We start from the raw sequence: 24,680 nt of genomic DNA, 5'->3' as shown, positions 1-24,680 counted from the left end.
AAACTCAACTATTTGCGCTGACCTTTTTATGCCATAATAAATTTATCACCTTGCTGTATGGTTCACAGGCGAGTCGGTTGTCATTTTCTACGCTTTAGCCTGTCAGCACTTTTTGTATGATCCACTCTCACAGGATGTTTTTATGAAACAATTTTTCGCGCCTTGTCTGGTAGTTGCCAGTATGCTGGGCACAACATTTGCCCACGCAGCCTCCATGCCAGTGGATACCAATGCCCGCTTTAAACTGGGGTTAAACGCGTCTATCAATCATTATGCGTACGACAAGGACAATGATGTTACGATCATGCCACAGGCATTTTATGACAACAATCGACTCTACATTGAAGGCAGTGAAGCGGGTTATTATCCCTACAAAGATGCACAAAATGAATGGCGATTGACCGCAAGCTACGATAGCCGTTCATTTGATCCAGACGATGCGAGCACAGCGGCGTTAAAAGGACTCGATGAGCGTAAATGGTCTGCTATGGTGGGCACTAGCTATATGCGCATCACCCCGTATGGTGGCTTTAAAGCGCAACTGGAAACTGATGCGTTAGGTCGCAGTGATGGTACCAGCGCAAAAGTGGCGCACTTGAGCAGATTTAAGGTAATGGATGATAAAATCACCATTTATCCTGAGCTAGGACTACAGTGGTACAATGACAAGTACAACAACTACTACTTTGGTGTTTCTGAGCAAGAATCGCTACGCACCGGGATAAAAGCTTATAATGCTGATAGTAGCATTACTCCCTATGTCAATGTCAGCGCCAGTTACGCCATTTCACCACGCTGGAGTGCGTTTATCAGTCAGCATTTAGAGTATTTAAGCGATGAGCAAAAAGACAGCCCACTGGTTGATAACCGTGTCGATAGCAAAACTAAAATTGGCTTTAACTATCAGTTTTAATGCATAGCTTGATGCCTAGTTTACCCATAAATAGTTGACCCATAAAAAGCGCAAATTGTTTGATTTGCGCTTTTTTATTTATAAGAAAGGGTTATTCACTTCGTCCACGTGCGACGCTTGCTGCTGTTGAATAGTAGATTTTTCCACCGTTTGCGCTTGATGGGCTTCTAAATACGCAACGATTTGGCTCAACACATCTTGCAGTTGTTTTGCCGTGGCTAAACTTTGTTTATCCAACGTAAACGTCGCACTGCCATAGAGATTGACTTGCTCTCCTTGATTCTCAAGGGTAAATTCGCCCAATCCGACGCTTTGGCTATCATTTTGAAATGGTTTAAAAGCACTCATCTTTTTCCCCTGTTTAGTTACTGATTTGCTGTTACTGATTTTGGTTATGGTGAAATAGTCGCTACATTGCTCGGTAGACTGGGAAACGCATTTACTCCGGTGCGTTTTTTAAGTGTGCTTAGGCTAATTTTTTCAACGGTTCCGCTATCATCATTCGGGCTAAAAAATGCTATCGCTTGATGTTGTGATGGCAAATATACCGCTTTAAAAAAATGCGATGGCACCAACACGCGATTTTTTAGCCGTTTGACTTCCGGTGTTAAGAATGCCACCCCTGTCACTACATAAGCTGAGCCGTATTGGTTGGTCAAGTTGCGAGTTTGTGTTTCAATCTTTACCCAAGTTTTACGGTTGTTGTCAGGCGTTTGTGGGGCGATATTGGCTAAACTAAAACTATCAAATTGTGAGTCCGTGGTTGCCATATCAGCATTGGGCGCTAAATGCCCTCTGTCATATCCGGTACGGGTATAATCGCTCAATAAGCTTCGCACCTCGGTTGGCAGGCGAGTTTCTTCATGAAAATTATCCTCTCTGACCAAGGTTTTGGCAGCCGTTATTCGTTGTCGCGTCAAATGCTCAGCGACCCAAATCGGGGTTTTGGTGACCCCCGAATACATCACCGCAAAGCCATTAAAGCACAGTGGGTAGGTTTTTTGCGACAGCTTAGCAGTCATTGTCGGCTGGGTTTTCTCCAAAAACTCGCTGGCGCATTGTTGTAGCGCCTTGTCTAGTGGGCGCGTGGTGAGTGCTTGTGTGTCTGAGTTCGTTTGATTGGTAGGAATAGTGGTAGGGATAGTAATAGTATTGCTATGGGGCTTGGGGGTTGAAGGCGCAACACTACAACCTGTCAAATACAGCAAGCCAATGCTTATGGCTGATAAGATGGCAGTATGGCTAATCAAATGGGTTTGAACTATCATGAGTAACCTTAAACAAAGAAAAAATGAAAAATGATGCAATGATTACAGTGGTAGGGGCTGGGCTAAAGTGTCGGATAACGTAGTTTAAATCCCGGTTTAAAACTTCTTGGTTATTTTATAAGGTTTTTTAGTGAAATACGCAAATATTTACTGGTAGTGATAGCAGTTTTTTGAAATGTTTTTTGGCTAATATTGCGTTGACTATTTTTCTCCCAATATTTTCCCATCAACAATTCCTTAAGTTCTGATAAAATACACCTTTTGTCGTTAGTAAATTCTCTATGAGTACATCAACCACACCACAAAACGCCGTCGTCTTACTCTCGGGCGGGCTAGATTCCGTGACTTGCCTTTATTGGGCAAAAGCCAATTATGCCAACGTCACAGCGGTAAGCTTTAACTACGGTCAGCGCCACAATAGCGAACTTAATGCCGCCAAAAAAATTGCCGCGACTGCCCAAGTCAACCATCGTATTATCGATATTGATTTGGCACAGCTAGGTGGCTCGGCGTTGACCGATGCTTCGCTGGTGGTACCCGATGCCAAACAAACAGATTTTAGCGATAATCAGCATAATGACAGCATTCCAATTACTTATGTACCCGCGCGTAATACCATCTTTTTGTCGTATGCGCTGGCATTGGCAGAGGTGACACAGTCCAATGCCATTGTGATTGGTGTCAATGCAGTCGATTACTCAGGCTATCCTGATTGTCGTCCTGAGTATATTGAAGCCTTTGAAAACATGGCAAATCTCGCTACCAAAGCCGGTGTGATGGGTAATCATCTCTACATTGCAACGCCATTGTTGCATTTAAGTAAAGCAGCAATCATTAAGCTTGGGGTATCGCTGGGGGTTGATTATGCATTAACCGTGTCATGCTACCGCGCAGATAGCGAAGGACGCGCCTGTGGACACTGCGATAGTTGTTATCTACGTCAGCAAGGTTTTTTACAAGCTGAAATAGATGATCCGACGATTTATCAGTAATCTATCATTATCAAATCCTGCCAGCTTTATTGCGTCAACGGTAAAGCTAGCCATTGTACGATTGAACACCTGCTGTTCTATACTGCTGTCTCTTATGAGGATAAACTATGAAACATTCAGCCATTGTGACCCTATTTGCTAGCATGGTTTTGCCGTTTGCCGCACATGCTGCCAATCCACAATATGTCAATGCTTGCGCCACCCAAATGACCGAAAAACACATCACTGATGCCGCTTCTGCAAAAAAAGTATGTACTTGTGTGGTAGATGAACAATCGAAAATCACCCAAGCGCAAAAAAATGAGCTTGATACTTGGGTAAAAAGTGGCAAAGATGTTCGCCAAAACAAAACTTTCCAAACCATCAGTGCGCGTATGAAAGCGTGCGGTAACGGCGTTAAATTTAATAAAGCCCGTCCCTAATTGGTTGCAATCAATGCCATAATCGATAGCGCCGCTCCACCAGACCAGTTGTTTACTGGTCTTTTTTTGTTTTGTCGCATGAAGAAGTTTGTACTCAATCTGGCTTTCTGATATTGTTAGTTCAATTTTTGCTTGGGAAATGCCCATGACTCAACTACCCAATTTTTTGGTCACCACGGTTGAAGCGGATACCAGCTGTCATTCTACAAATCAGCCACAATTTATCCAGCGTCAAATCAACCTGCCAGCGTATGCCAAGCAGTCAGAGAAAGGCTTGATTCTGTACTTTTATCCAAAAGACAACACGTCAGGCTGTAGTGTGCAAGCGCAAGATTTTAGCCAGCATTTGACCCAACTGCAGCAGCTTGGCTATCAAGTCATTGGCGTATCAAGAGATAGTGTCAAAAGCCATGAAAAATTTATCACCAACCAACAGATTAGTTTTGCACTGGTGAGTGATACCGATGAACAGCTTTGCCAATATTTTGGCATCATTGCTGAAAAAAAATTGTACGGCAAAGTCAGTCTTGGCGTGGTGCGTTCAACCTTAGTTTTCGACAACGCAGGCAAACTGGTTCATGAGATGCGCAATGTCCGCGCCAAGGGGCATATTGATAAATTACTTGCGATATTGCCCACCCTTTAACCCAAACTAACCTAAATTAACCCAAACGCCTTATTTTATTTTGATTTTTTGACTCGAGATCACTCATTGTATGTCCGTGAACCAATTTTTTAAAAATATCTATCACGACTTGTATTATGACGTCTATAAAGCAGTCGGTGGTTCGCTCGAAGACGAAGCGGTTAATTGGCCGCTGTATCTCTCCAAACTTGCCAGCACAGGCATCAAAATTATGGTGCTGTTGGCAATTTTGGGCGTGGTCTATCGGTTAAGTTTATTGCTCATCAATTCTGCCCGTTTTATCGCCAAAGACAGTAAATACAGCCAATCGTTAAGGCTCATCGCACGATTAATGTGGTTGTTTTCAAGTTTGCTTGCGGTGATGAGTCAGCTTAATTTTGAACCTGAAACAGTCAAAGCCACTGCCAAAGCAGGTATTTGGTCAGTGATTTTTTATATGGCGTGGTACAACCTCGGTTATTTGATGCAAAAAATGCTCAAAAATTATGGACTAAACGCGTCGATTGAACAACTACTGCACAATTTGTTGTCCATGCTCATCATCGTATTGTGGATTGCCTCAGTGATGTCGCAGTTTGGTTTTGATATTGTGTCTGTGGTCGCAGGTCTTGGGATTGCGGGTATCGCAGTGGGTTTTGCCGCGCAAGCCACACTTGCCAACTTTATTGCCGGTATCACCATTTTGATTGAGCAGTCGTTTCAAGTCGGTGATTGGGTCAGCATCAATGAAAAAGAAGGTAAAGTGGTGCAAATCGCCCTGCGCACTACCCAAATTTTGACCCGTGACAATATCACCGTGATTTTCCCCAATTCAACGGTTGCTTCAGCAGAAGTCATTAATTTAACTGCCAAAAATCTGATTCGTTTTGATATTGAAGTGCGTATCGCGTTGGAAGCGGATATCGAAACTGCTCGCGCTATTATCCTTGATATTTTAGCCAACACCAAAGAGGTACTAGAGCGTCCTGCGCCCACAGCGACAGTGGATAAAATTGGCGATTTTGGGGTGTTTTTTATCGTGCGGTTTTGGGTCAATCCGCCACACGTGTCTCGAATGCCATTTATCAAAGAAAATCTACGCGAACAAATCAAAGTAGCACTCGATGATGCCGGCATTGCCACACCTTACCCTCATATGCAGCTTTTAATGCCAAGCGCAATGCCAAGCGAAGCAGCCCCATCGGTAAAAACTTCTCCATAATTTCAGACATTCTGTCATTTGTCCTTTGCTAATCATGCTAAAATACGCCATTAATCAACTTTGACTTTTTTTGGCAGTATTTATGACAGACAGCAATACAACGCCCGTTGGGCAAACTTTTCACATTGTCATCACTTGTGCCGATGGGCTAGAGATTCCCCTGCAAACTGAGCTGGCAAGCTTTGGTATAGATACACAAATTGAGCGCACGGGTCGGCTGATGGCGACATTGACGTTAGCGCAGATTTATCAAGTTTGTCTATGGTCTCGTGTGGCATCGCGGGTATTGTTACCACTGGGCAAAAAGAACATCAATCCCGAGTACGATATTGCAGATCAGCTCTATACCTTTGCCAAAACTGTCAAATGGACCCAGTTATTTGATTTGGAGCAGACCTTTGCGATTCGTTTAACCCTAGATAAGCGCGTACAAGCCAACCAGCAATTCACCATGCTGCGCGTTAAAGATGCGATTGCCGACCAATTTAACGAGCAGTTCGGTCGTCGCCCCAATGTCGATAAAAACCCCGATTTTGGCATTGTCGCTACGGTGGGTGACAAACAAGCTGAATTGTATTTAGACTTATCAGGTACCAGTTTGCACCGCCGTGGTTATCGTGCTGCGATGACTGAAGCGCCCCTCAAAGAAAACTTGGCGGCTGCCCTGCTCTATAGCGTGAATTTTCACACCACCCAATTTGACAGTATCGTCGACCCGATGTGCGGCTCAGGCACGCTGATTATCGAAGCCTTGCTGATGAGCGCAGATTATGCCGTAGGACTGGATAAAGCCGATAGCCAATTTGGGTTTTATGCATGGCAACATCATGACAATGCCCTTTGGGAGGCTATGGTGCAAGACGCGCAAGCCCGTTTTCATCATCGCCTAAATGCCATGGCAAATGGCGAGATGCCCGCGGTATTTGCTTTTGATATGGACTCAGGCGCGGTTCGAGCCACGCACAAAAATTTAATCGCCGCAGGTTTGACGCCTATCATCAACCGTATTACCTTGCAGCAGCGCTCACTGGCGACCCTTAATTTGGCACTAGAAAAACAAGTCAATGGCTGGGTCAATCCTTTGTTTATCACCAACCCACCGTATGGTGAGCGTCTGGGTGAAGAAGAATTGATTAAACCCTTGTATCAAGGTCTGGGTAAAAAATTACAAGCCCTATTTGTAGATAGCCCTGCCAAAGTGACTTTGGGTGTCCTCGCTGCCAAAGTTGAACAAGCCGACGTACTACCCCTTGCCGAGCCAAAAACCCTACGCTGTCACAATGGCGCTATCACCGTTTATTTTCGTTATGGTGAGCTGTTAAAGAGCAAAGACACACCGCTTATTACGCGCTTTGAAAAACGTGAAATCGCCGTAGAAGAAGGTCAAGATTTTATCAATCGACTACAAAAAAATCTTGCCAATCTGCGCAAGCTTGCTCACAAACAAGCCGTGACCAATCTGCGTGTGTACGATGCCGACTTACCTGATTTTAAAGTGGCGGTGGATGTGTATGGCGAATTTGTGCATGTGCAAGAATATGCCGCGCCCAAATCAATCCCGTTAGAAACCGCCAAAAAGCGCTTTAATCTAGCGCTGCATGGCGTGCGTGAAGCCTTGCAAGTCAACCGCGAGCAAGTGTTTATCAAAACCCGCGCCCGCCAATCAGGCAATGAGCAGTATGAGAAAAAAGCCAATTCGGGTAAATTTCATGTGGTCAGCGAGCCAACTGCCAACAACCAACGGGCGTATTTTTTGGTTAACTTTAGCGATTATTTGGATACGGGGCTATTTCTTGACCATCGCAGCATCCGAAAAATTATTGCAGAAAACTCACGCGGTAAAACGGTGCTTAATCTGTTTGCTTATACTTGTACTGCCAGTGTGCATGCGGCATTGGGCGGTGCAAAAGCGGTGACATCGGTGGATTTATCACAAAACTATCTGGATTGGGGACGCAAAAATTTTGCCCTAAACGGTTTGCCAGATTTGCCAAGCTACCAGTTTATTGCCCAAGATATTTTTGAATGGATTAAAAGCAATACTGAGCAGTACGATGTGATTTTTATCGATCCGCCAACTTTTTCTAATTCCAAGAAATTTCAAGGTACTTTTGATGTGCAGCGCGACCACGTACCACTCATCAACCGTGCCATGAACCGCTTATCCGCTGAAGGCGTGCTGTATTTTTCTAACAATTTTACCAAGTTTGTGCTAGATGACGAAATCAACAACCGTTATCACGTTGAAGAAATGACCAGCCAAACCATCGGCTTTGATTTTGATAGTAAACGCCCTATTCACCAGTCGTGGGCGATTCGCCACAAATAATTTGCCAATAAAAAAGCGATGACTCGTGTTAGCCATCGCTTTTTTGATGAGTTGGTTATTTTGCCATAGTCTTGGTTTCAATCACACTATCAAGCTTATACAGGTTACCATAGCCTTTGGTATCGGTGGGCGGTGTGCGATAGCGAGTCAAGCGCAAAACCCGCTGTGCGCTTTCATCATGACGATAATTGATGATATGCGCATCGAGAATATACCATTGACCCACCGCTGTTTTTAATCCCTGAGTGTCATAATTGATGTCACGCACTTGTAGGCATTTTCTATCGGTCACGTTATCGCAATACTGCCAGTTGGGTTTGACCTCCAAAAATATGGTTTCCCCTTTACCGTATTTGACTTCAGGCTTTAATATACCATCCCAAATTAACGCAGTGCCGTCTGCCAAATCTTGTTGCAACATTGCATGTGTTTGCCAGCTCATTATCATCATTGATAGTTGACTTTGACTTTGCATTTGCTGAGCCAACCAAGTTTCACTTTGTTGTAGAGAGCCGCAACCCATCAAGGTAGTCACCGCATTGGTGCTTGCCTGTAGCTTGTCCCCTTGTAACCTATAGCCACTCGATAATTGATTACAGCCTACACTGTAACTGATTCGATTTTGGGTGAAATCAAGTGTTACCTTGTGGTTATCAATTTGCGGCTTCAACTGTTCCGATGGCGGTGGATTGGTACTGTTCGGATAAGCATTCACGCCAGACAGTTGCCAATGATAACTTTGCAAATCATCCACAGTGGGTGCTTTACCAATAAATATCGCAGGCTGGGCATCAGGTACTCTTTCAATAGGTGCTGATGGTTTAGTATGCACCGTTTGGCAACCAGTCAGGGCAAGCATTAGCAATGCGCTGGTTTTAAATCCACATTTAACCACTCGATTGTTTATCATTCTTTATATCCATTATTACGCCATTAATTGAAGTTTAGCCAAATATTTTTGTTTATTCAGCATTTAATCTGTAAATTTAGTTTAGTACCTTTAAATTTAGTTGAGTATATTTAATGGAATAGTTGGCATAAAAAAACCCAGTCAAGCGACTAGGTTTTTGATTTCAAACTTAAACTACACGGTTATTTATTCGGTTGTGGCGTGGTGCGCAGATAAGGCTTAATTTCTGTATGCCCTTTTGGGAATTTCGCGGCGATTTCTTCGTTTTTGACGCTCGGCGGGATAATCACATCGTCCCCATCTTGCCACTCAACTGGCGTTGCAATGCCATAATTATCTGACAATTGCAAGGCATCAATCACCCGTAAAATTTCATTGAAGTTACGACCTACGGCAGCTGGGTAAGTGAAAGTTAACCGCAGTTTATGCTGTGGATCGATAATGAATACACTACGAACCGTGTGCGTGGTTGACGCATTTGGGTGAATCATGTCGTAAGCTTCCGATACTTTTTTGTCCGCGTCTGCAATGATGGGGAAATTCACCTCGCAACCTTGGGTTTCTGAGATATCGCCCGCCCAAGTTTTATGGTCTTCTACGCTATCGACTGATAAAGCAATGGGTTTGACATGGCGTTTTTTGAATTCATCACCCAATGATGCCGTGCGTCCTAACTCCGTGGTGCAAACTGGGGTAAAGTCTGCCGGATGTGAGAATAAAACCACCCAGTTATCACCTTGCCAATCGTAAAAATTGATATTGCCTTCGGTGGTTTGTGCGTCAAAATTTGGTGCCGTGTCGCCAATTCGTAATTGTGCCATCGCTGACTCCTTATGATTTGATTTGATCTGATTTGATTAATAATATGTGGTTATTGTTTGATATCGGTCTATCACAGAGACTCAGCAAAATTTTAACAGATTTTAAATTCATCAATAATGACTTTTTGCGAATCTTTGTTTCTAAAAAGTCATAAGCGCGCTACGATTGACTGTTTTATAGTGGAGGTTTTAATCAAATTTCGCGGTCTTTAAAAACCGCGCAACCACGTTAAACTGCCCAGTGGTGGTATCTTCTTCATACATGGCTTGGCGAAACGCATTGGAATTGGCAATGCCTGAGGTATACCAAGCAATATGTTTACGAGCGATACGACACCCCGAGTATTCACCATAAAACGCATAAATCTCTTGCAAATGGCTTAATACAATCTCTTTTAACTCATCCATCGTTGGACTGGGCAAGATTTCACCAGTCTCTAGATAATGCGCAATATCACGAAAAATCCAAGGCTGCCCTTGCCCTGCTCGCCCAATCATAATGCCATCAGCGCCTGTTTGCTCATATACTTGTTTGGCTTTTTGCGGGCTGTCTATATCGCCATTGACGATAACAGGAATGGTGAGAAGATTTTTGACCTCTTTAATTAACTCATAGCGAGCGCTGCCTAGATATTTATCTTCCCGGGTGCGTCCATGTATCACAATCATGGCGATACCTGCATCTTCTGCCATTTGTGCGACACGTAAAATATTTTCTTCGCCATTGGCATAGCCTAGACGGGTTTTTAGCGTGACTGGCACATCCACGGCATTGACCGTGGCATCTAATAGTCGCTTGACCAAGTCTTCATCTTTGAGTAGCGCAGAACCGGCAAGCTTTTTGCAAACTTTTTTTGCCGGACAACCCATATTGATATCTACAATTTGCGCCCCATTGGCAACTTGATAGCGAGCCGCTTCGGCGATTTTTTCTGGCTCTGAACCAGCGATTTGCGCAGAAATAGGCGCGATTTCACCCTCAAAATTGGCACGATACAGCGTTTTGTGATGGGCAAACAAAGTGGCATCAGACGTCATCATCTCTGACACGGCATGCCCTGCACCAAAGGACTTAGCCAGCATGCGAAAAGGCTTATCAGTGACGCCTGCCATCGGGGCAACGATGATACGGTTGGCGATGGTCTGGTCGCCGATATTGAGAGGGGTAAGTAATGGATGGTTGGACATAAATAAAAAAGAATAATGGGCTCAAAAATGGGGAAACATTATAACTTTTATTGTTCATACTTTGGCTAAAAATATCATGTATTTAGTGCGAATCTGCATTTGCCCCTCTTTTAAACAATCGGGTGATTTTTTATATCAATTTTTTACGATTTTTTATTTGTTTGTCATATAGACTTAACCCAATAGAAGTTTAATAGTGTCATACTCATCAATTTGTTAGGCATAGATTTAGACTTAGAAATGGGCATAAACATATGTTAAAACAGCTTAAACTTTGGTATCGAGGCGGTAAACATGTCAATGGCGAAGTGGTTTATCAGCTACCCCATTGGTCTGCTAGGTTAGTCCGTCGCACGGTTGATTTTGTTTCGCTTGAATGGAAGTGGTTATTGGCATTTTTATGCCTAATCATGATAATTCTTATTATCGCTATTTGATTCGTCGATACTTTACCCATTTAGCCATGCCAATTTGGGCAAAATTTTCAACTTGATAACGAGCAGCTTCGGTTAAAAGTGAGTGTGTCAAAATATATAGTCCAATTACTTACTAATCTTAAAAAAATGCTCTAGCATATTCTATCACACCCTTTGGTATATCATTCGTTAATAGCAATACTCGAAGCGCACCTTCAGGCACTTCAAACGGAGCTTGTATGCCAAATTTTTCGGCAGATTCATAACCAAACTTTGCATAATAATTTGGATGTCCCAACACAACGACACACGGATAATCTAATTTTTTGATTTGCTCATGAGCAACGTTTATCAAAGTTGTACCGATTCCTTGATTTTGATTGGTAGGCGCTATCGACAATGGGGCGAGTGCCAAAACTTTCGTTTTATCCACTATTGCCTCACTAAACATAATATGTCCAACAATATTGCCCTGCTCATCACACGCAACCAAAGCTAAATTTGGCAAAAAGGCAGTATCTGTTCGTAATTTTTGCACTAAAAAATGCTCTTGATGGTCGCTATATTCTGCATCGGCAAACGCAAATTGAATTAATGTTTGAATGAAGTCAAAATCTTTATTTTCTTCAACACGAACTTGGTAAATACCCATTTTCATCTCCAGTTAATCATGACTTTTTGATTAAATATTGCTATAATAGCAAGTTTGATTATCTACAACCAAACCTATTTCTATGACCGAAAAAATCCCTGTTGTTCAACATTTTCAACCTCAAACCAACAAAACCAATCTACTTGGCATGAGTAAGGCTGAGCTTGGACAATTTTTTGCCGATTTGGGCGAAAAACCGTTTCGCGCCACCCAAGTCATGAAGTGGATTTATCAGTTTGGCGTGACCGATTTTTATCAAATGACGAATTTGTCCAAAAAACTACAAGAAACATTGGACGAAATGGCAACTGTCACCCCACCTACTGTCAAGTTTAAAAAATTTAGTGAAGATGGTACCCGTAAATGGGTGTTTGAAGTAGCAGGTGGCTCGCTGGTGGAAACTGTACTTATCCCAGCTGACGATAATAAACAGTTTGGACGTAAAACCTTGTGTATTTCATCGCAAGTCGGCTGTGCGCTTGACTGCTCGTTTTGCAGCACCGGCAAACAAGGCTTTGAGCGGGACTTATCCCCAAGCGAAATTATCGGCCAGCTGTGGGTGGCCAACCAGTCTTATATGGAAAATGTGCCTGTCACTGAGCGTGAAAATCGGGTGACCAATGTGGTGATGATGGGCATGGGTGAACCCCTGTTAAATTACGAGCCTGTGGTAGCCAGTATGTCATTGATGCTCGATGATTTTGGTTTCGGATTGTCCAAACGCCGCGTTACCCTATCAACGTCAGGCATCGTGCCAAAGATGTATGAGCTCGCCAAAGACATTGATGTGGCACTTGCCATCAGCCTACATGCACCCAATGACGAACTGCGTAACGAACTGGTACCCATCAATAAAAAATATCCACTCAAAGAGCTGATAGCCGCCGCTAAATCTTATGTATATGACGAAAACCCCCGTCATAAAAAGCACGTCACCATTGAATATGTGATGTTAAAAGACGTCAATGATACTGATGAACACGCCTGCCAGCTGGTCAATCTGCTCAAAGATTTGCCTTGCAAAATTAATTTGATTCCGTTTAATCCGTTCCCGCATGCGCCTTACGGACGCTCTAGTAACAATCGTATTCATGCGTTTAGCAATATCTTGAACCAAGCAGGCTTTGTCTGTACCATTCGCCAAACCCGTGGCGATGACATTGATGCGGCATGTGGACAACTGGTCGGACAAGTCACCGATAAGACCCGCCGAGCAAAACAGTGGCAAGAAAAAGTGTCCAAAACATTACAATCTAAAGCATCTCATTAAATCTTTTATCATTATAATAGTTTGGCGTGATAAAGGCGCAAGTTAGCCTTATCGGTTGGTGTTATCACGGTTTTTTTGCTATAGTAATAGCCATTTTTAGTGATAGGCTTGTCTTGCTATTGGGTTTTATCGACGATTAAAATTGGTTATCTACTGTCAAAATTTTTAATTATTCAATTTAGTTCATTTGATTATGAGTAAGTTTGTTATGCCACCATGTCACTCACGTCAAACTCATTTATACCACAGTCAACCTGCTATTTTGTGTCAATTACACGACAACGATATAGACGACGATAAAATGCCGGGCAAATCAAATTTTTTATCGAAGGTTTTTGCCGCAGGTATGATTGGCCTTTCAAGCCTCACCATTTGTCTAACCGGTTGTACCACCACCCGACAAGTCACCACGCAGACAGTCACCGCAAGCGATCCCAGTCGTTGGGAAAAAAATCCAGAAGAAATCGCCAGGATTCGCACCGCGATTGCCGCTGAATATATTCGTGGTGGAAAATTGGACGATGCCAAACGACAGTTAGAAAGTGCATTAAAGTCTTATCCAAAGTCAGCAGAAGCCAATGACATGATGGGTGTGTTATTGCAGCAAGAAGGCAGCCCGCGCAATATGCAAAAAGCCGAAGCTTATTTTAAAAACGCCATCGCACTCAATCCTGACTTTAGTCAAGCAAACAACAACTATGGCGTCTATCTCGCCCAACTTAGTCGTAACCAAGAAGCGATTGCGCAGTTTCAAATTGCGGGTTCTGCCTTAGGGTATGACGGTCGTGCCAGTGCGTTAGAGAATTTAGGTCGTACAGCATTAAAGGTCAAAAATAAACCACTGGCCGTACAATCATTTATCAAAGCACTCGATGCCAATCGCCAAAGCATCGTCGCCCGTACAGAGCTGATTGATATTTTATTGGCCGATGGCAAATTTTTGGAGGCGCAGGCGCTGTATAATGATTTGGTTAAAATTATTGGTCAATCTAACCTTGACCCGCGCACTTTATCGCAAGGGATTAGGCTTGCCAAGCTTGCAAACAATACCATGGAAGTGCAAAAATTAGCGCAGCAGCTTTTGGATCGCTATCCCCTTAGCGATGAAGCAAAGCAGATTCGTTCTGGACTTTTAACCCCAACGTCAACTTGGAAATAAGATGGAAAACAGCAATAACACCGACAATCAACAAAACTCTACCCCTGTTCATGACACAACCCAACTGTTGGGTCAGCGTTTTAAACAAGCCCGTGAGAAAAAAGGCTTATCGATTGACGATGTCGCTGCCAAAACTTTCATTTTAAAAAGTCATCTTCGGGCGCTTGAAGCCAATGATTTTGACGCCTTGCCACAGCCTACCTTTGCGCGCGGTTTTGCCACGACCTATGGGCGTTTTTTGGGTTTGGATAAAAATCTGGTCGCGCAAAGTTTTGATGCCCAGTACCCCGCTACCCTCAAACAAAAATATGCCACGGTCATCAATGCCCCGATGCAGCCGATGGGTACGCTTAATCGTGAAGCGCGTCCCAGTGTGCGTATTAACCCTTTTGTCATTGGTGGTATTTTATTGGTATTGGGGCTTGCGATTTTTATTTTTAATAAAGTTAGCAAAGCACATAATGACTCGGTTGACCAAGCGCCTGCTAGCGCTGTTGCCAGTATGCCAACCCAAGACCAAATCAGCGGTGCGTCGCTTAACAATGCAGGCTCAGCGATTGTGACAAACACAGTAACTGCTAGTGGGTTACCCGCCACCGGATCTGCCATTACTGGTGTCGCGGTGAGTGCTGATAACGCCAGTGGTACAGCAGCGACTGGGCAAGCTGGTGCTAAAGCTTCGATTGACATTTTTGTGAAAGATACCACCAAAATCACTATTGTCGATGCGACCGGCAATACGATTTTAGATGGTGATCAAGCACGCGGTAGTTACCAATTGACAGGTCAAGCGCCGTTTCAAGTCAATATCGATAAAGCTAGCAATGTGAGCTTGGATTTGAACAAACAACCGATTAAATTAAGCAATTATGCCCAAAACGATAAAGCCAATTTTACTTTAAAACCTTAACTTCTTATCACTTTAAAATACGCTAAATCATTCGTTATAACAGTTATAATAATAGGAACGCCTATGTCAGCGCATAACCCCATCAAACGTAAACTCACCAAAAAAATCTACGTCGGTAATGTCGCAGTAGGCGGTGACGCCCCCATTAGTGTGCAAAGTATGACCAATACCGATACCTGTGATGTCGATGCCACTGTGGCACAGATTCAGCGCTGTGTCGATGCCGGTGCTGACCTGATGCGCGTCTCCACGCCAACGATGGAAAGTGTAAAAGCCTTTGCTGAAATCAAAAGACAAGTCGCTGTGCCCCTGGTAGCAGACGTTCATTTTGATTATAAAATTGCACTGGCGGTGGCTGATGCGGGTGCAGACTGCTTACGTATCAACCCAGGTAATATCGGCAATGAACAAAAAGTGCGTGAAGTGATTGCCGCCGCCAAACATCATGGCATTAGTATGCGTATTGGCGTAAACGCGGGGTCACTAGAAAAAGACATCCAAAAAAAATATGGCGAACCCACGGGTGAAGCCATGCTTGAGTCGGCGATGCGCCATATTGATATTTTAGATCGTAATAACTTTGATCAATTCAAAATCTCAGTCAAAGCCAGTAATGTGTTTTTGACCATGGATGCGTATCGGTTGATTTCTGCACAAGTTGACAATCCCTTGCATTTAGGTGTGACAGAAGCGGGAGTGTACCGCACCGGTACCGTTAAGTCTGCCATTGCCTTAGGCGGGCTATTACTAGAAGGTATTGGCGATACCATGCGTATTTCGCTAGCCGCTGAGCCAGAAGAAGAAATTAAAATAGGTTTTGATATTTTAAAATCACTCGGTATTCGTAGTAATGGGGTGAATTTTATCGCCTGCCCTAGCTGCTCACGCCAAGAGTTTGATGTGATTCGGGTGATGATGGACTTAGAAAAACGCCTAGAAGATATCCGTGAGCCAATGGATGTGTCGGTGATTGGCTGTAAAGTCAATGGTCCAGGGGAAGCCAAAGAATCAGATATCGGCGTGGTGGGTGCTAGTCCAAATAGCCTAGTATATAAAAATGGGGAAAAATCACATTTGATTGATACCACCAAGCTTGCTGATGAGATTGAAGCCATGGTCCGTCAAAAAGTGGCTGAACGTGAAGCGCAGCGCGCCAATGAAATTTTACGGGTTAAATAATTTTTGTGTCGTTTATTTTTTTAGTTTGCATTGTTTGGGAAATTGACCATGTTAAAATCCATTAAAGGTTTTAATGATATCTTACATATTGAGACAGAATCTACGCGCCCATCGAGTGAGTGGCGCCAACTTGAAAGCAGCCTTATCGATGTGCTCAATCAATTTGGCTTTGAGCAAATTCGCATTCCCATCGTTGAAGAAACCCAGCTATTTGCCCGCGCGATTGGCGATGCCACTGACATTGTCGAAAAGGAAATGTATAGCTTTTATGACAAATCCAACCCACCTACCGCATTGACACTACGCCCTGAAGGCACTGCAGGCGCGGTACGTGCCGTAGTGGAGCATAACTTATTGCGGGGTGACAATCCAAAACTTTGGTACATCGGTCCTATGTTTCGCTATGAACAACCGCAAAAAGGCCGTTATCGTCAGTTTCACCAATTAGGGGTTGAGAGTTTTGGCAGTGAGTTGGCGGATGCCGATGCTGAGCTCATTATCATGACTTACCAAATGTGGCAAAAATTGGGCATTTTAGATGTGGTGCAACTTGAGATTAATAGCTTGGGTGAGATAGACGAACGACTGGCATATCGTCAAGCCTTGGTGGATTTTTTAACCGATAAAAAATCTCAATTGGATGAAGATAGTCAGCGCCGCTTAACCACCAACCCACTACGCATTTTGGATAGTAAAGATAAAAACACCCAACAAATTTTAGAGAATGCCCCAAAGCTTGCTGACTTTTTGGGGGCAGCAAGCCAGCAGCATTTTGAAGCCTTGCAACAGTATCTTAAAGCAGTCGGCATCAATTTTGTGATTAATCCAAAACTGGTACGGGGTTTAGATTATTACAATAAAACCGTATTTGAATGGACGACTGACCAGCTAGGTAGCCAAGCGACGGTATGTGCTGGGGGTCGTTATGATGGGCTTATCGGACAAATCAAATCCATTGGCAGTGATAAACCTGCCGCTTCCGAGCCGGCAGTAGGTTTTGCCATGGGGCTTGAGCGTCTGCTGTTACTCATGCAAAAGGTGCAGCCGTTTGAGGCAACACCTGCCTGTGATGTATTTGTGGTCGCCCATCCTGATGTTTACACCGATGCCATCAAATTTGCCCATGAGCTACGTACACGACGTTCAAATCTTCGCGTGAAAATGGCGAGTGCCACGAGTTTAAAAGCGCAAATGAAAAAAGCCGACAAATCAGGTGCGCAATTGTCAGTGATCATCGCACAAGATGAAGTCGCCAATCAGCAAATTACCATCAAAAAAATGGCAACCGGTGACCAAATTACGGTCGCGAGTGACACGCTCTTTAGCAAAAATCCAGATTTTATCTAATCTATCTGATTGAGCCAAATTTGATGGGTAACTTATATCAGTAATTTTTTGAAAGGCTTTATGTAATGGTTAAAGACGTACAACCTAAGCTAGTAAATGATGAACAGCAATCCTTAGGCGCGCTTAAACAATATGGTGGCTATATTTTATCCGCTATTATATTGGTATTAGCGGGTTATTTTGGCTGGACTTACTGGCAAAAGCATGGCGGCAATATAGATACCGCAGCGGCGAACGATTTTGCCAAAATTCAAAGCGACCAAAACAACATTGAGACCCTAACCACCCAAGCTGCCAGCGATACCAAAGCACAAGCGCAACTGACTACGGCGCAAACCAATTTGGACAAAGACTTGGGTGAATTTGTGGCTAACCATGATAATTCGGTTTATACATGGCAAGCCTTGATGCTGCAAGCCAAACAGCAAACCGATAAAAATGATTTAAAAGCGGCGGCGGCGACGCTACAAAAAGCATCTCAGTTAACGCTGAAGGATGATGGGCTAAAAGCCATTGCCACTTTGCGCCAAGCACAAGTGCTATTGTCGGACAATCAAGCGGATGCGGCACAAAAACGCTTGCAAAGCCCCTTACCCGCTGCCTTTGAAGCCAGTAAACTTGAGATTTTGGGGGACATTGCCAACCAACAAGGTGATAAAAAAGCGGCGGCTACTCATTATCAAAAGGCTTGGCAATTGATTGAACAACGTAATCAAAACAACCCAAACCCACAAGACCGTGCATTGCTGCGTATCAAAATGGAAAGCCTAGGCTTAAGCGTCAAACAACCTGATTTAACAGGTGGCGTACTTGTTAAACCTACCCAAGCACCTACCCAGTCTGAAAATACTGCCGCTGCAGCCGCATCTGCGCCTGCTGTTGCCTCAAGCATAAAATAGGTGCAAAATCTTAACCTGACAAAACTTTTAACTGACAACATTTTAAACTTCACCATACGTTACGAGATAAACAATGACTACCATAACAACAACAAAATCGACATCCTTATCGACAAACTTAATGAAACCTGCCGTATTTGCAACCGCCTTGGTGGTAGCGATGACCTTGACAGGTTGTGATAAATTTAAAAAATCTGACAATGTCCATAAACCTGCCGCACTTGTGAAACTCGCTAGCAGTCAAAATGTGATTTCCCCACTGTTTAGTCAAGGCAGTAATACAAAAGTTAGCAAACGCTTTGGCAGTTTGCGCAATAAAACCACCATCAGCCAGCAACCTACCGCCTTTCGCGTGGCGTATGACAACAATGGCTATGTGAATGCGTTAGCAGACGGTAGCGTGCAAGCGTTTGATGGGCAAGGCAAAGTGCTTTGGAGTACCAAACTCAAACAAGGCTTAATGTCAGGGGTGGCGCTAGATGAACAATCTCGCGTAGCCGTGGTTAGTGACAGCAAAGGGGTCATCATTGCGTTAGACAGAATGACTGGCAAAGTTATTTGGCAAACGCCTTTAGACACCGTAACCCTATCCCCTGCGCTAATCAGCCAAAACCGTGTCATTACCCTTGGCAATGATGGTAAAATTAGTGCGCTGTCGCTAGAGTCTGGCGCGCCTATTTGGAATTTTAACACCCAAAATCCAAATTTAAGCGTTCGCGGTAGTGCCACGCCGATTTTATTCAATCGCAATACGGTACTGGTGTCGACAGCCGATGGTCGTATCCATGCCTTAAATATCGATAATGGCGTACCTATTTGGTCAAAACGTTTTGGTATTAGCAAAGGCAGTAGTGATATCGAAAAAATTTCTGATGTGGATGCCACCCCCGTACTAGATGGCAATATGCTGTACGTTGTGTCTTATAGCGGTCAGTTAGTCGCTGCCGATATGGCTTCACAGCAGCTAAGTTTTGTCAAAGAGTTGGCGAGCCTAAAATCAGTCGGCACAGATGCTAGTCAAGTTTACGCCACTTCGCTTGATGGCGAATTGGTAGCGATGGATAAAATGACAGGCACGGTTAATTGGCAAACCGATAATTTGTCTTATCGTGGCTTAAGTAACGCGGTGAGTATCGGCAACTACGTGGTGGTTGGTGATGCTATGGGTTATTTGCATGTGTATGACCGCACCTCAGGGGCACTGGTTGACAGAAAACAAGCCAAATCCGACGTGGCGGTATTACAGTTTATCAATAACCGTTTGATTGCCCAAAGCGCAAATGGCGCACTTAGTGTTTGGCAAGTAAATCGTTAATTGTTAAACTGTTCACGCATTTGGCAGTTTTGGCGAGTGGATGAGCAGCCCAGACTGATAAAAGTGTGAGTTTAAATGACAACCCAGCATTGCAGCGCGATGTTGGGTTTGTTAAGTTATAGAAATAATGAATTTTTCAAGCGTGTTTAAAATCTTGCTTGTTGAAAATCTTGCTTTTTGAAAATTTTGGAAATTAAATTTATGAAACCAGTTGTTGCCTTGATTGGCCGTCCGAACGTTGGCAAGTCCACCCTATTTAATCAGTTGACCCGCAGTCGTCAAGCCTTGGTTGCTGATTTGGCAGGTCTTACCCGCGACCGTCAATATGGCGACGCAACCTTTGAAGAAAAATCCTTTATCGTCATCGATACCGGTGGTATTGGCGAAGTGGATGAAGGTGACGGCACCATTGATGATTATATGTCGCACCAATCGCATACCGCTATCCATGAAGCCGATATCATCGTATTTGTGGTTGATAGCCGCGTGGGTATCACGGGCGCTGATGAAGTTATTGCCAAACAACTTCATACCCTTGGCAAGCCGGTGTTTTTAGCCGCCAATAAAATGGATGGCGTCCATGAAGCGGCGATTCATGAATTTTATGCGTTAGGTTTTGGTGAGCCATTTTCTATGGCAGCCAGTCACGGACGTGGGGTGGGCAATTTATTAGAAGCCGTCACTGCTAATATGCCCACCGATGACCAAGAAGAACAAGCACCTGATGGCTTACGTATCGCCATCATTGGCAGACCCAACGTCGGCAAATCTACGCTTGTCAATCGCTTGCTCGGTGAAGAACGTGTGGTGGTTTTTGATATGCCAGGTACCACGCGCGATAGTATCTATATACCTTACGAGCGTGACAACAGACATTATGTGTTGATTGATACCGCGGGCGTGCGTCGCCGTGGACGTATTGATGAAAAAGTTGAAAAATTTTCTGTGGTAAAAACCTTGCAAGCCATCAAAGATGCCCATGTGGTCATCGTGGTCATTGATGCGCAAGAAGGCATTACCGATCAGGATTTGAACTTGTTGGGCTACGCCTTAGAAGCAGGTCGCGCGATGGTACTTGCCATCAATAAATGGGACGGGCTTGACCAAGACCAAAAGAATTTTGTCAAAATTGAAATGGATCGACGCTTTAACTTTATCCCTTATGTAAAGGTTCATTTAATCTCGGCGCTTCATGGGACAGGCGTTGGCAATCTTTACCCATCGATTCACCGTGCCTATGATGCGGCGATGTTTGATATTTCCACCAGTCGCTTGACCCAAATTCTGCAAGATGCGGTTACTGCACACCAGCCCCCTATGATAGGTGGGCGACGCATTAAACTTCGCTTTGCGCATTTAGGCGGTCATAATCCACCAATTATTGTGATTCATGGCAATCAAACCAGCCAGGTGCCAAACAGTTATCGTCGCTACCTAGAAAACGAATTTCGCAAAGTATTCAAGCTTGAAGGCACCCCGATTCGGGTTGAGTTTAAACAAAACGCCAACCCTTACGCAGGTCGCACCAATACCATGACGGATGCGCAAAAAGAACGTAAACGTCGAGAGGTGCAAAAATTCAAAAAACGCGGCAAAAAACGTTAAGGCGATGTTAGTTGGCGTTTTAAGGGATGAGTGAATGGTACAGAACACTTTAGGTTATCAAATTGGGGTAAAGCGTATCATTGCGATACCCTTTTTATTGGTTTTATTTATTTGCCTTGCGATTTATACCTTAGTCGACTTGACCCAAACCGTGCAATCTGAAATCAAACAGGCCAGTAAGATAAATTATCTACTTGCCCAGTCTATTGCCAGCAGTCCTAACAGTGTGACAACCGCTAGCATTGACAAACTGTTAAGCGAAATGCCGCAGTACGAAAGCATTGTGTTTTTTCCATTTGATCAGCAGCAGCATCCGACCACCCGTCCGATTAAAGTCACTGAAGTGCTTTTTGAGCGCTATTACGGATTGAGCGAACCTGTTAAAATCAATTTGTTAAAATTAACGCCCAATCAAAGAAACACTAAAGTCGACCAGCTAATTGGCTATAGTAATCTTACCCTTGACCTACAAACTATTCGCCAGCAATGGTTTTGGCAACATTTACCGTTAGTACTGGTGCTATCATTTATTGCGCTGCTAAATTTGTGGTTTGTGTTGCAGAAGGTGCAAAATTTAACCAATCGTTTGCCGAAACTTGAAAATTTAAGCCATCAAATTTTGCAAGATGAGTTTTCACAGGTAGAGGCGTATCAGCTACCAAAAAGTAATGAGGCTTGGGTGTTTGAAAAAGCCTTGATGTATTTGCTCAACAAGCGCAAGGCACAAATTGCCCAAATCAACACCCTTCGCCAAGAAAAAAATGCCCTTGAAGACAGCCAATATAAGCAGCTTGAGCATAGCTCAAAATTTGAAAATATTTTGATTCATGAATTCAAATCCTCCGTGAGTCGTATCGAATCGGGTCTACAGCTATTACACAATCAATATATCAGCGCTGAGCAAAAAGATGCCGTTGAAATTATTACTTTGGGCAAAGATGATTTAAATGCTAAGCTTGATCAAATCATCCAAATTAACCGTATCGATAAAGGTCAAACAGGCGTCAGTGCCTACCAATTTAGTCCAACGGGGTTAATCACCCAAATTGTCAATGATTATCAGCCTCTGGCTGCCGAGAAAAATATTACGTTAAAGGCAAAGCCTTATCATGCCGACTATGTCCTAGAAGGCGATGTTCAAAAAATCACCCTAATTATTAGTTCATTGGTAGAAAACGCGATTAAATTTACCGATAAAGGCAGCATAACAATCACCTCGCAGTTGCAACATTTACAAACGCAAGTACGGTGGACGTTGCAGATTGAAGATACCGGTATAGGCATTGCCAAGGAACATTTAGAGCAGATTTTTGAACCTTTTTTCCAAATTAATCCTGAAATAAAGCATACCTCCTCAAATAATTCTGCGGGATTATTTTTGGTGAAAAAACTGTTAGCACTGATGAAAGGCAGCATCACAGTTACTAGCGAACCTGATGTGGGTAGCAATTTTCAGGTATCGTTACTGCTAAAAGATTGGAAACACAATTATGAGCGCAATTTATTGATAAATAAACATATTGTTGTTTGGTATCACTATGAAGATTTATTCGAAAAAGCCAAACGCATGGAAAATGCCGGTGCTAAAGTTGAGACGTTTACCAGTAGCGAACTTCTTGAAGATTATTTGTCCTCTCATACGGTGGATGCGCTGTTTATCTCCCGAAATATTCATTATCAAGTGATATTAGACTTTGTCAGCAAATTTCGTGAGCTTGAACAAAAAGGCAGAGTCACCATTATTTGTGTTTATGACAGCAAAGCGTTAAATCCGCATACCATTGAACTGCTAAAAATAGCGGGGGTTGATTATTTTGTCAAAAAAGAAGTAATAGACGAGCGACTCGATCAATATATTAAAGAGCTGTCCCATATTTTGAGTTAAAATTTGAGTTAAAAAAAACCCTTCGTTTCATGTGAAGGGTTTTTCTCTTTGTAATTTTTTTTGTAAATTAAAATAAACCTTTAAAAAACACCACGATATGTTGCCACATACGTTTAAAAATTCCAGCTTCTTGAACTTGGGTTTCAGCGACCAATGGGACAGAAGCCACAGGTTTACCATTGAGCATAGCAACCAGTTTACCCACTTCTTGACCTTGCGCTAACGGCGCTTTAACATCGGCTGGCAAATTGACCACAGTACTGATTTTTTCTTGATCCAGTTTTGGCACTAGTACTTGTAAATTGCCTTTGCTGACGACGTTGACTTTATCGACAGCACCGAAGTTGACTGGCACGCTGCCGTAGCTTTTTTGGGCAGGGGCGGCAATTTTAGTAGCAAAGTTACTAAATCCCCAGTTGAGTAAGTTGCGCGATTGGTCTGCGCGCTCTTGCACGCTTTTAGTACCCATAATCACTGAAATCAGACGCATATCACCGCGTTTACTCGATGCTACTAGGCAGTAACCTGCTTCGTCGGTATGTCCTGTTTTTAGGCCGTCTACCGTTGGATCAGTGAACAACAGCGCATTGCGGTTGCCCTGGGTGATGCCGTTATAAGTAAATTGTTTTTGGCTATAGATGGGATAATACTTTTTGCTGTTCTTAATAATCGCTTGAGCTAGCTTCGCCAAATCTTCGGCAGACGCTTGATGGCCTTCTTGTGGCATACCGGTCGCATTCATAAAATGGGTATGGGTCATGCCAATTTTTTTGGCTTCTTCATTCATCAAATCTGCAAACGTGGTTTCGCTACCGCCAATGTGCTGTGCCATCGCTTTTGACGCATCATTACCCGATTGGATAATAATACCTTTTAACATATCAATCACAGGGGCGGTTGTATTGACAGGGACATACATACAAGACTCTTCACTTGAGCCTTTACACCACGCTTCTGGGGTCATGAGGATGGGTTCGTTTTCTTTTAATGCCCCTGATAGCAGCCGCTGCTCAATGATATAACTGGTCATCATCTTGGTCAATGATGCGGGTGGGAATGGCTGAGCGGCATTTTTTTGAGCCAATACCGTACCCGTATCATAGTCAATTAGGATAAAAGCAGAATTGTCTAGTTCAGGCTGTTGTATGGCAGCATTTGCCTGTACAGTTGTGGCAAAAAAGCTGGCGGCGACAAAGGTGCCGACCATCAGACGTTGGGTATATTGCGGTATTACGATTGCTTTCATCTCACTCACTCTTGGCTCAAATCAAATGCGACCTGTTTGCTTGGACGCTTGGTAAAACAAATTGCCTATATTAGCAAAAAATATCATGATTCAACACTGTATTCGGT

General features: G+C 43.4%; 22 protein-coding genes. 15 read left to right on the top strand and 7 right to left on the bottom strand.

Translation table 11 applies throughout. From position 1 onward, the window contains the following. The first annotated feature begins 142 nt into the window (after positions 1 to 142). Positions 143 to 913 carry a MipA/OmpV family protein gene (locus RNZ41_RS04980; RefSeq protein ID WP_314027754.1) on the top strand — a complete coding sequence of 257 codons (771 nt, stop codon included), beginning with the start codon at positions 143 to 145 and terminating at the stop codon, positions 911 to 913. Between the two features lie 78 nt (positions 914 to 991). On the opposite strand, the gene RNZ41_RS04975 is transcribed toward RNZ41_RS04980, so the two are convergent. Together RNZ41_RS04975 and RNZ41_RS04970 are read right to left on the bottom strand one after the other, a co-directional pair. Next, positions 992 to 1,261, bottom strand: a complete 270-nt coding sequence (locus RNZ41_RS04975; RefSeq protein ID WP_313378484.1) for a hypothetical protein — start codon at positions 1,259 to 1,261, stop codon at positions 992 to 994. A 44-nt stretch (positions 1,262 to 1,305) separates the two neighbouring features. Beyond that, positions 1,306 to 2,181 carry a DNA/RNA non-specific endonuclease gene (locus tag RNZ41_RS04970; RefSeq protein WP_314027753.1) on the bottom strand — a complete coding sequence of 292 codons (876 nt, stop codon included), beginning with the start codon at positions 2,179 to 2,181 and terminating at the stop codon, positions 1,306 to 1,308. A gap of 281 nt (positions 2,182 to 2,462) precedes the next feature. Here RNZ41_RS04970 and queC point away from each other — a divergent pair, with 281 nt between their 5' ends. From queC to rlmKL, 5 genes are all read left to right on the top strand, one after another. Then, a complete protein-coding gene (gene queC / locus RNZ41_RS04965; protein WP_314027752.1) occupies positions 2,463 to 3,173 on the top strand; it encodes a 7-cyano-7-deazaguanine synthase QueC in 711 nt (236 codons plus the stop codon). A 107-nt stretch (positions 3,174 to 3,280) separates the two neighbouring features. After that, positions 3,281 to 3,595: a hypothetical protein gene (locus RNZ41_RS04960; RefSeq protein ID WP_065252727.1), complete on the top strand. Its 315-nt coding sequence runs from the start codon at positions 3,281 to 3,283 to the stop codon at positions 3,593 to 3,595. Positions 3,596 to 3,740: 145 nt separating this feature from the next. Next, on the top strand, positions 3,741 to 4,241 hold the full coding sequence (locus RNZ41_RS04955; RefSeq protein ID WP_007115361.1) for a peroxiredoxin: 501 nt from the start codon (positions 3,741 to 3,743) through the stop codon (positions 4,239 to 4,241). Positions 4,242 to 4,311: 70 nt separating this feature from the next. Further along, positions 4,312 to 5,442, top strand: coding sequence for a mechanosensitive ion channel family protein (locus tag RNZ41_RS04950; protein WP_076776581.1), 1,131 nt, complete (start codon positions 4,312 to 4,314; stop codon positions 5,440 to 5,442). Positions 5,443 to 5,524: 82 nt separating this feature from the next. Further along, positions 5,525 to 7,771, top strand: a complete 2,247-nt coding sequence (gene rlmKL / locus RNZ41_RS04945; protein WP_314027751.1) for a bifunctional 23S rRNA (guanine(2069)-N(7))-methyltransferase RlmK/23S rRNA (guanine(2445)-N(2))-methyltransferase RlmL — start codon at positions 5,525 to 5,527, stop codon at positions 7,769 to 7,771. 55 nt (positions 7,772 to 7,826) lie between these two features. On the opposite strand, the gene RNZ41_RS04940 is transcribed toward rlmKL, so the two are convergent. The 4 genes from RNZ41_RS04940 to RNZ41_RS04925 all read right to left on the bottom strand — a co-directional run bounded on the left by RNZ41_RS04940 (position 7,827) and on the right by RNZ41_RS04925 (position 11,758). Then, a complete protein-coding gene (locus tag RNZ41_RS04940) occupies positions 7,827 to 8,681 on the bottom strand; it encodes an META domain-containing protein (RefSeq protein WP_314027750.1) in 855 nt (284 codons plus the stop codon). 182 nt (positions 8,682 to 8,863) lie between these two features. Further along, positions 8,864 to 9,502, bottom strand: a complete 639-nt coding sequence (locus tag RNZ41_RS04935; protein WP_239742446.1) for a peroxiredoxin — start codon at positions 9,500 to 9,502, stop codon at positions 8,864 to 8,866. Positions 9,503 to 9,691: 189 nt separating this feature from the next. Further along, the gene (gene dusB, locus RNZ41_RS04930) at positions 9,692 to 10,690 is read right to left on the bottom strand and encodes a tRNA dihydrouridine synthase DusB (RefSeq protein ID WP_314027749.1); all 999 of its coding nucleotides are present in this window, start codon (positions 10,688 to 10,690) and stop codon (positions 9,692 to 9,694) included. 555 nt (positions 10,691 to 11,245) lie between these two features. Beyond that, positions 11,246 to 11,758, bottom strand: a complete 513-nt coding sequence (locus tag RNZ41_RS04925) for a GNAT family N-acetyltransferase (protein WP_312175919.1) — start codon at positions 11,756 to 11,758, stop codon at positions 11,246 to 11,248. An 82-nt stretch (positions 11,759 to 11,840) separates the two neighbouring features. Between RNZ41_RS04925 and rlmN the strand changes: the two genes are divergently transcribed. The 9 genes from rlmN (at position 11,841) to RNZ41_RS04880 (ending at position 23,327) form a co-directional block, all read left to right on the top strand. Beyond that, positions 11,841 to 13,028, top strand: a complete 1,188-nt coding sequence (rlmN, locus tag RNZ41_RS04920) for a dual-specificity RNA methyltransferase RlmN (protein WP_314027748.1) — start codon at positions 11,841 to 11,843, stop codon at positions 13,026 to 13,028. A 301-nt stretch (positions 13,029 to 13,329) separates the two neighbouring features. Next, complete coding sequence (gene pilW / locus RNZ41_RS04915; RefSeq protein WP_314027747.1) at positions 13,330 to 14,187, top strand: type IV pilus biogenesis/stability protein PilW; 858 nt, start codon at positions 13,330 to 13,332, stop codon at positions 14,185 to 14,187. A 1-nt stretch (position 14,188) separates the two neighbouring features. Then, positions 14,189 to 15,097, top strand: a complete 909-nt coding sequence (locus RNZ41_RS04910; protein WP_314027746.1) for a RodZ domain-containing protein — start codon at positions 14,189 to 14,191, stop codon at positions 15,095 to 15,097. A 63-nt stretch (positions 15,098 to 15,160) separates the two neighbouring features. Then, positions 15,161 to 16,276: a flavodoxin-dependent (E)-4-hydroxy-3-methylbut-2-enyl-diphosphate synthase gene (gene ispG, locus RNZ41_RS04905; RefSeq protein ID WP_219331326.1), complete on the top strand. Its 1,116-nt coding sequence runs from the start codon at positions 15,161 to 15,163 to the stop codon at positions 16,274 to 16,276. Positions 16,277 to 16,324: 48 nt separating this feature from the next. Further along, the gene (gene hisS / locus RNZ41_RS04900) at positions 16,325 to 17,623 is read left to right on the top strand and encodes a histidine--tRNA ligase (RefSeq protein ID WP_314027745.1); all 1,299 of its coding nucleotides are present in this window, start codon (positions 16,325 to 16,327) and stop codon (positions 17,621 to 17,623) included. A gap of 65 nt (positions 17,624 to 17,688) precedes the next feature. Then, positions 17,689 to 18,522, top strand: coding sequence for a YfgM family protein (locus tag RNZ41_RS04895; RefSeq protein ID WP_314027744.1), 834 nt, complete (start codon positions 17,689 to 17,691; stop codon positions 18,520 to 18,522). 73 nt (positions 18,523 to 18,595) lie between these two features. Then, positions 18,596 to 19,837 (top strand): outer membrane protein assembly factor BamB, encoded by a 1,242-nt coding sequence (gene bamB / locus RNZ41_RS04890; RefSeq protein WP_314027743.1) that lies wholly within the window; start codon positions 18,596 to 18,598, stop codon positions 19,835 to 19,837. A gap of 201 nt (positions 19,838 to 20,038) precedes the next feature. Then, entirely contained in the window at positions 20,039 to 21,442 is a 1,404-nt protein-coding gene (gene der / locus RNZ41_RS04885; protein WP_314027742.1) for a ribosome biogenesis GTPase Der, read from the top strand. Positions 21,443 to 21,476: 34 nt separating this feature from the next. After that, positions 21,477 to 23,327, top strand: coding sequence for a sensor histidine kinase (locus RNZ41_RS04880; protein WP_314027741.1), 1,851 nt, complete (start codon positions 21,477 to 21,479; stop codon positions 23,325 to 23,327). A gap of 67 nt (positions 23,328 to 23,394) precedes the next feature. On the opposite strand, the gene RNZ41_RS04875 is transcribed toward RNZ41_RS04880, so the two are convergent. Beyond that, positions 23,395 to 24,534: a D-alanyl-D-alanine carboxypeptidase family protein gene (locus tag RNZ41_RS04875; protein ID WP_314027816.1), complete on the bottom strand. Its 1,140-nt coding sequence runs from the start codon at positions 24,532 to 24,534 to the stop codon at positions 23,395 to 23,397. Positions 24,535 to 24,680 lie beyond the last annotated feature (146 nt).

Source organism: Moraxella sp. DOX410, from assembly GCF_032248735.1.
Lineage (GTDB): Bacteria > Pseudomonadota > Gammaproteobacteria > Pseudomonadales > Moraxellaceae > Faucicola > Faucicola tetraodonis.
The sequence above is the reverse complement of the archived record's forward strand: the minus strand, read 5'-3'. Positions and strand labels throughout refer to the sequence as shown.

Coding starts and splice junctions, on each gene's coding strand:
- RNZ41_RS04935 (WP_239742446.1), bottom strand. CDS start 9,502: ATGGCACAATTACGAATTGGCGACACGGCACCAAATTTTGACGCACAA.
- RNZ41_RS04975 (WP_313378484.1), bottom strand. CDS start 1,261: ATGAGTGCTTTTAAACCATTTCAAAATGATAGCCAAAGCGTCGGATTG.
- rlmN (WP_314027748.1), top strand. CDS start 11,841: ATGACCGAAAAAATCCCTGTTGTTCAACATTTTCAACCTCAAACCAAC.
- RNZ41_RS04925 (WP_312175919.1), bottom strand. CDS start 11,758: ATGGGTATTTACCAAGTTCGTGTTGAAGAAAATAAAGATTTTGACTTC.
- ispG (WP_219331326.1), top strand. CDS start 15,161: ATGTCAGCGCATAACCCCATCAAACGTAAACTCACCAAAAAAATCTAC.
- RNZ41_RS04875 (WP_314027816.1), bottom strand. CDS start 24,534: ATGGTCGGCACCTTTGTCGCCGCCAGCTTTTTTGCCACAACTGTACAG.
- pilW (WP_314027747.1), top strand. CDS start 13,330: ATGCCGGGCAAATCAAATTTTTTATCGAAGGTTTTTGCCGCAGGTATG.
- hisS (WP_314027745.1), top strand. CDS start 16,325: ATGTTAAAATCCATTAAAGGTTTTAATGATATCTTACATATTGAGACA.
- RNZ41_RS04980 (WP_314027754.1), top strand. CDS start 143: ATGAAACAATTTTTCGCGCCTTGTCTGGTAGTTGCCAGTATGCTGGGC.
- RNZ41_RS04950 (WP_076776581.1), top strand. CDS start 4,312: ATGTCCGTGAACCAATTTTTTAAAAATATCTATCACGACTTGTATTAT.
- queC (WP_314027752.1), top strand. CDS start 2,463: ATGAGTACATCAACCACACCACAAAACGCCGTCGTCTTACTCTCGGGC.
- rlmKL (WP_314027751.1), top strand. CDS start 5,525: ATGACAGACAGCAATACAACGCCCGTTGGGCAAACTTTTCACATTGTC.
- RNZ41_RS04970 (WP_314027753.1), bottom strand. CDS start 2,181: ATGATAGTTCAAACCCATTTGATTAGCCATACTGCCATCTTATCAGCC.
- RNZ41_RS04960 (WP_065252727.1), top strand. CDS start 3,281: ATGAAACATTCAGCCATTGTGACCCTATTTGCTAGCATGGTTTTGCCG.
- der (WP_314027742.1), top strand. CDS start 20,039: ATGAAACCAGTTGTTGCCTTGATTGGCCGTCCGAACGTTGGCAAGTCC.
- RNZ41_RS04910 (WP_314027746.1), top strand. CDS start 14,189: ATGGAAAACAGCAATAACACCGACAATCAACAAAACTCTACCCCTGTT.
- RNZ41_RS04880 (WP_314027741.1), top strand. CDS start 21,477: ATGGTACAGAACACTTTAGGTTATCAAATTGGGGTAAAGCGTATCATT.
- RNZ41_RS04895 (WP_314027744.1), top strand. CDS start 17,689: ATGGTTAAAGACGTACAACCTAAGCTAGTAAATGATGAACAGCAATCC.
- dusB (WP_314027749.1), bottom strand. CDS start 10,690: ATGTCCAACCATCCATTACTTACCCCTCTCAATATCGGCGACCAGACC.
- RNZ41_RS04955 (WP_007115361.1), top strand. CDS start 3,741: ATGACTCAACTACCCAATTTTTTGGTCACCACGGTTGAAGCGGATACC.
- RNZ41_RS04940 (WP_314027750.1), bottom strand. CDS start 8,681: ATGATAAACAATCGAGTGGTTAAATGTGGATTTAAAACCAGCGCATTG.
- bamB (WP_314027743.1), top strand. CDS start 18,596: ATGACTACCATAACAACAACAAAATCGACATCCTTATCGACAAACTTA.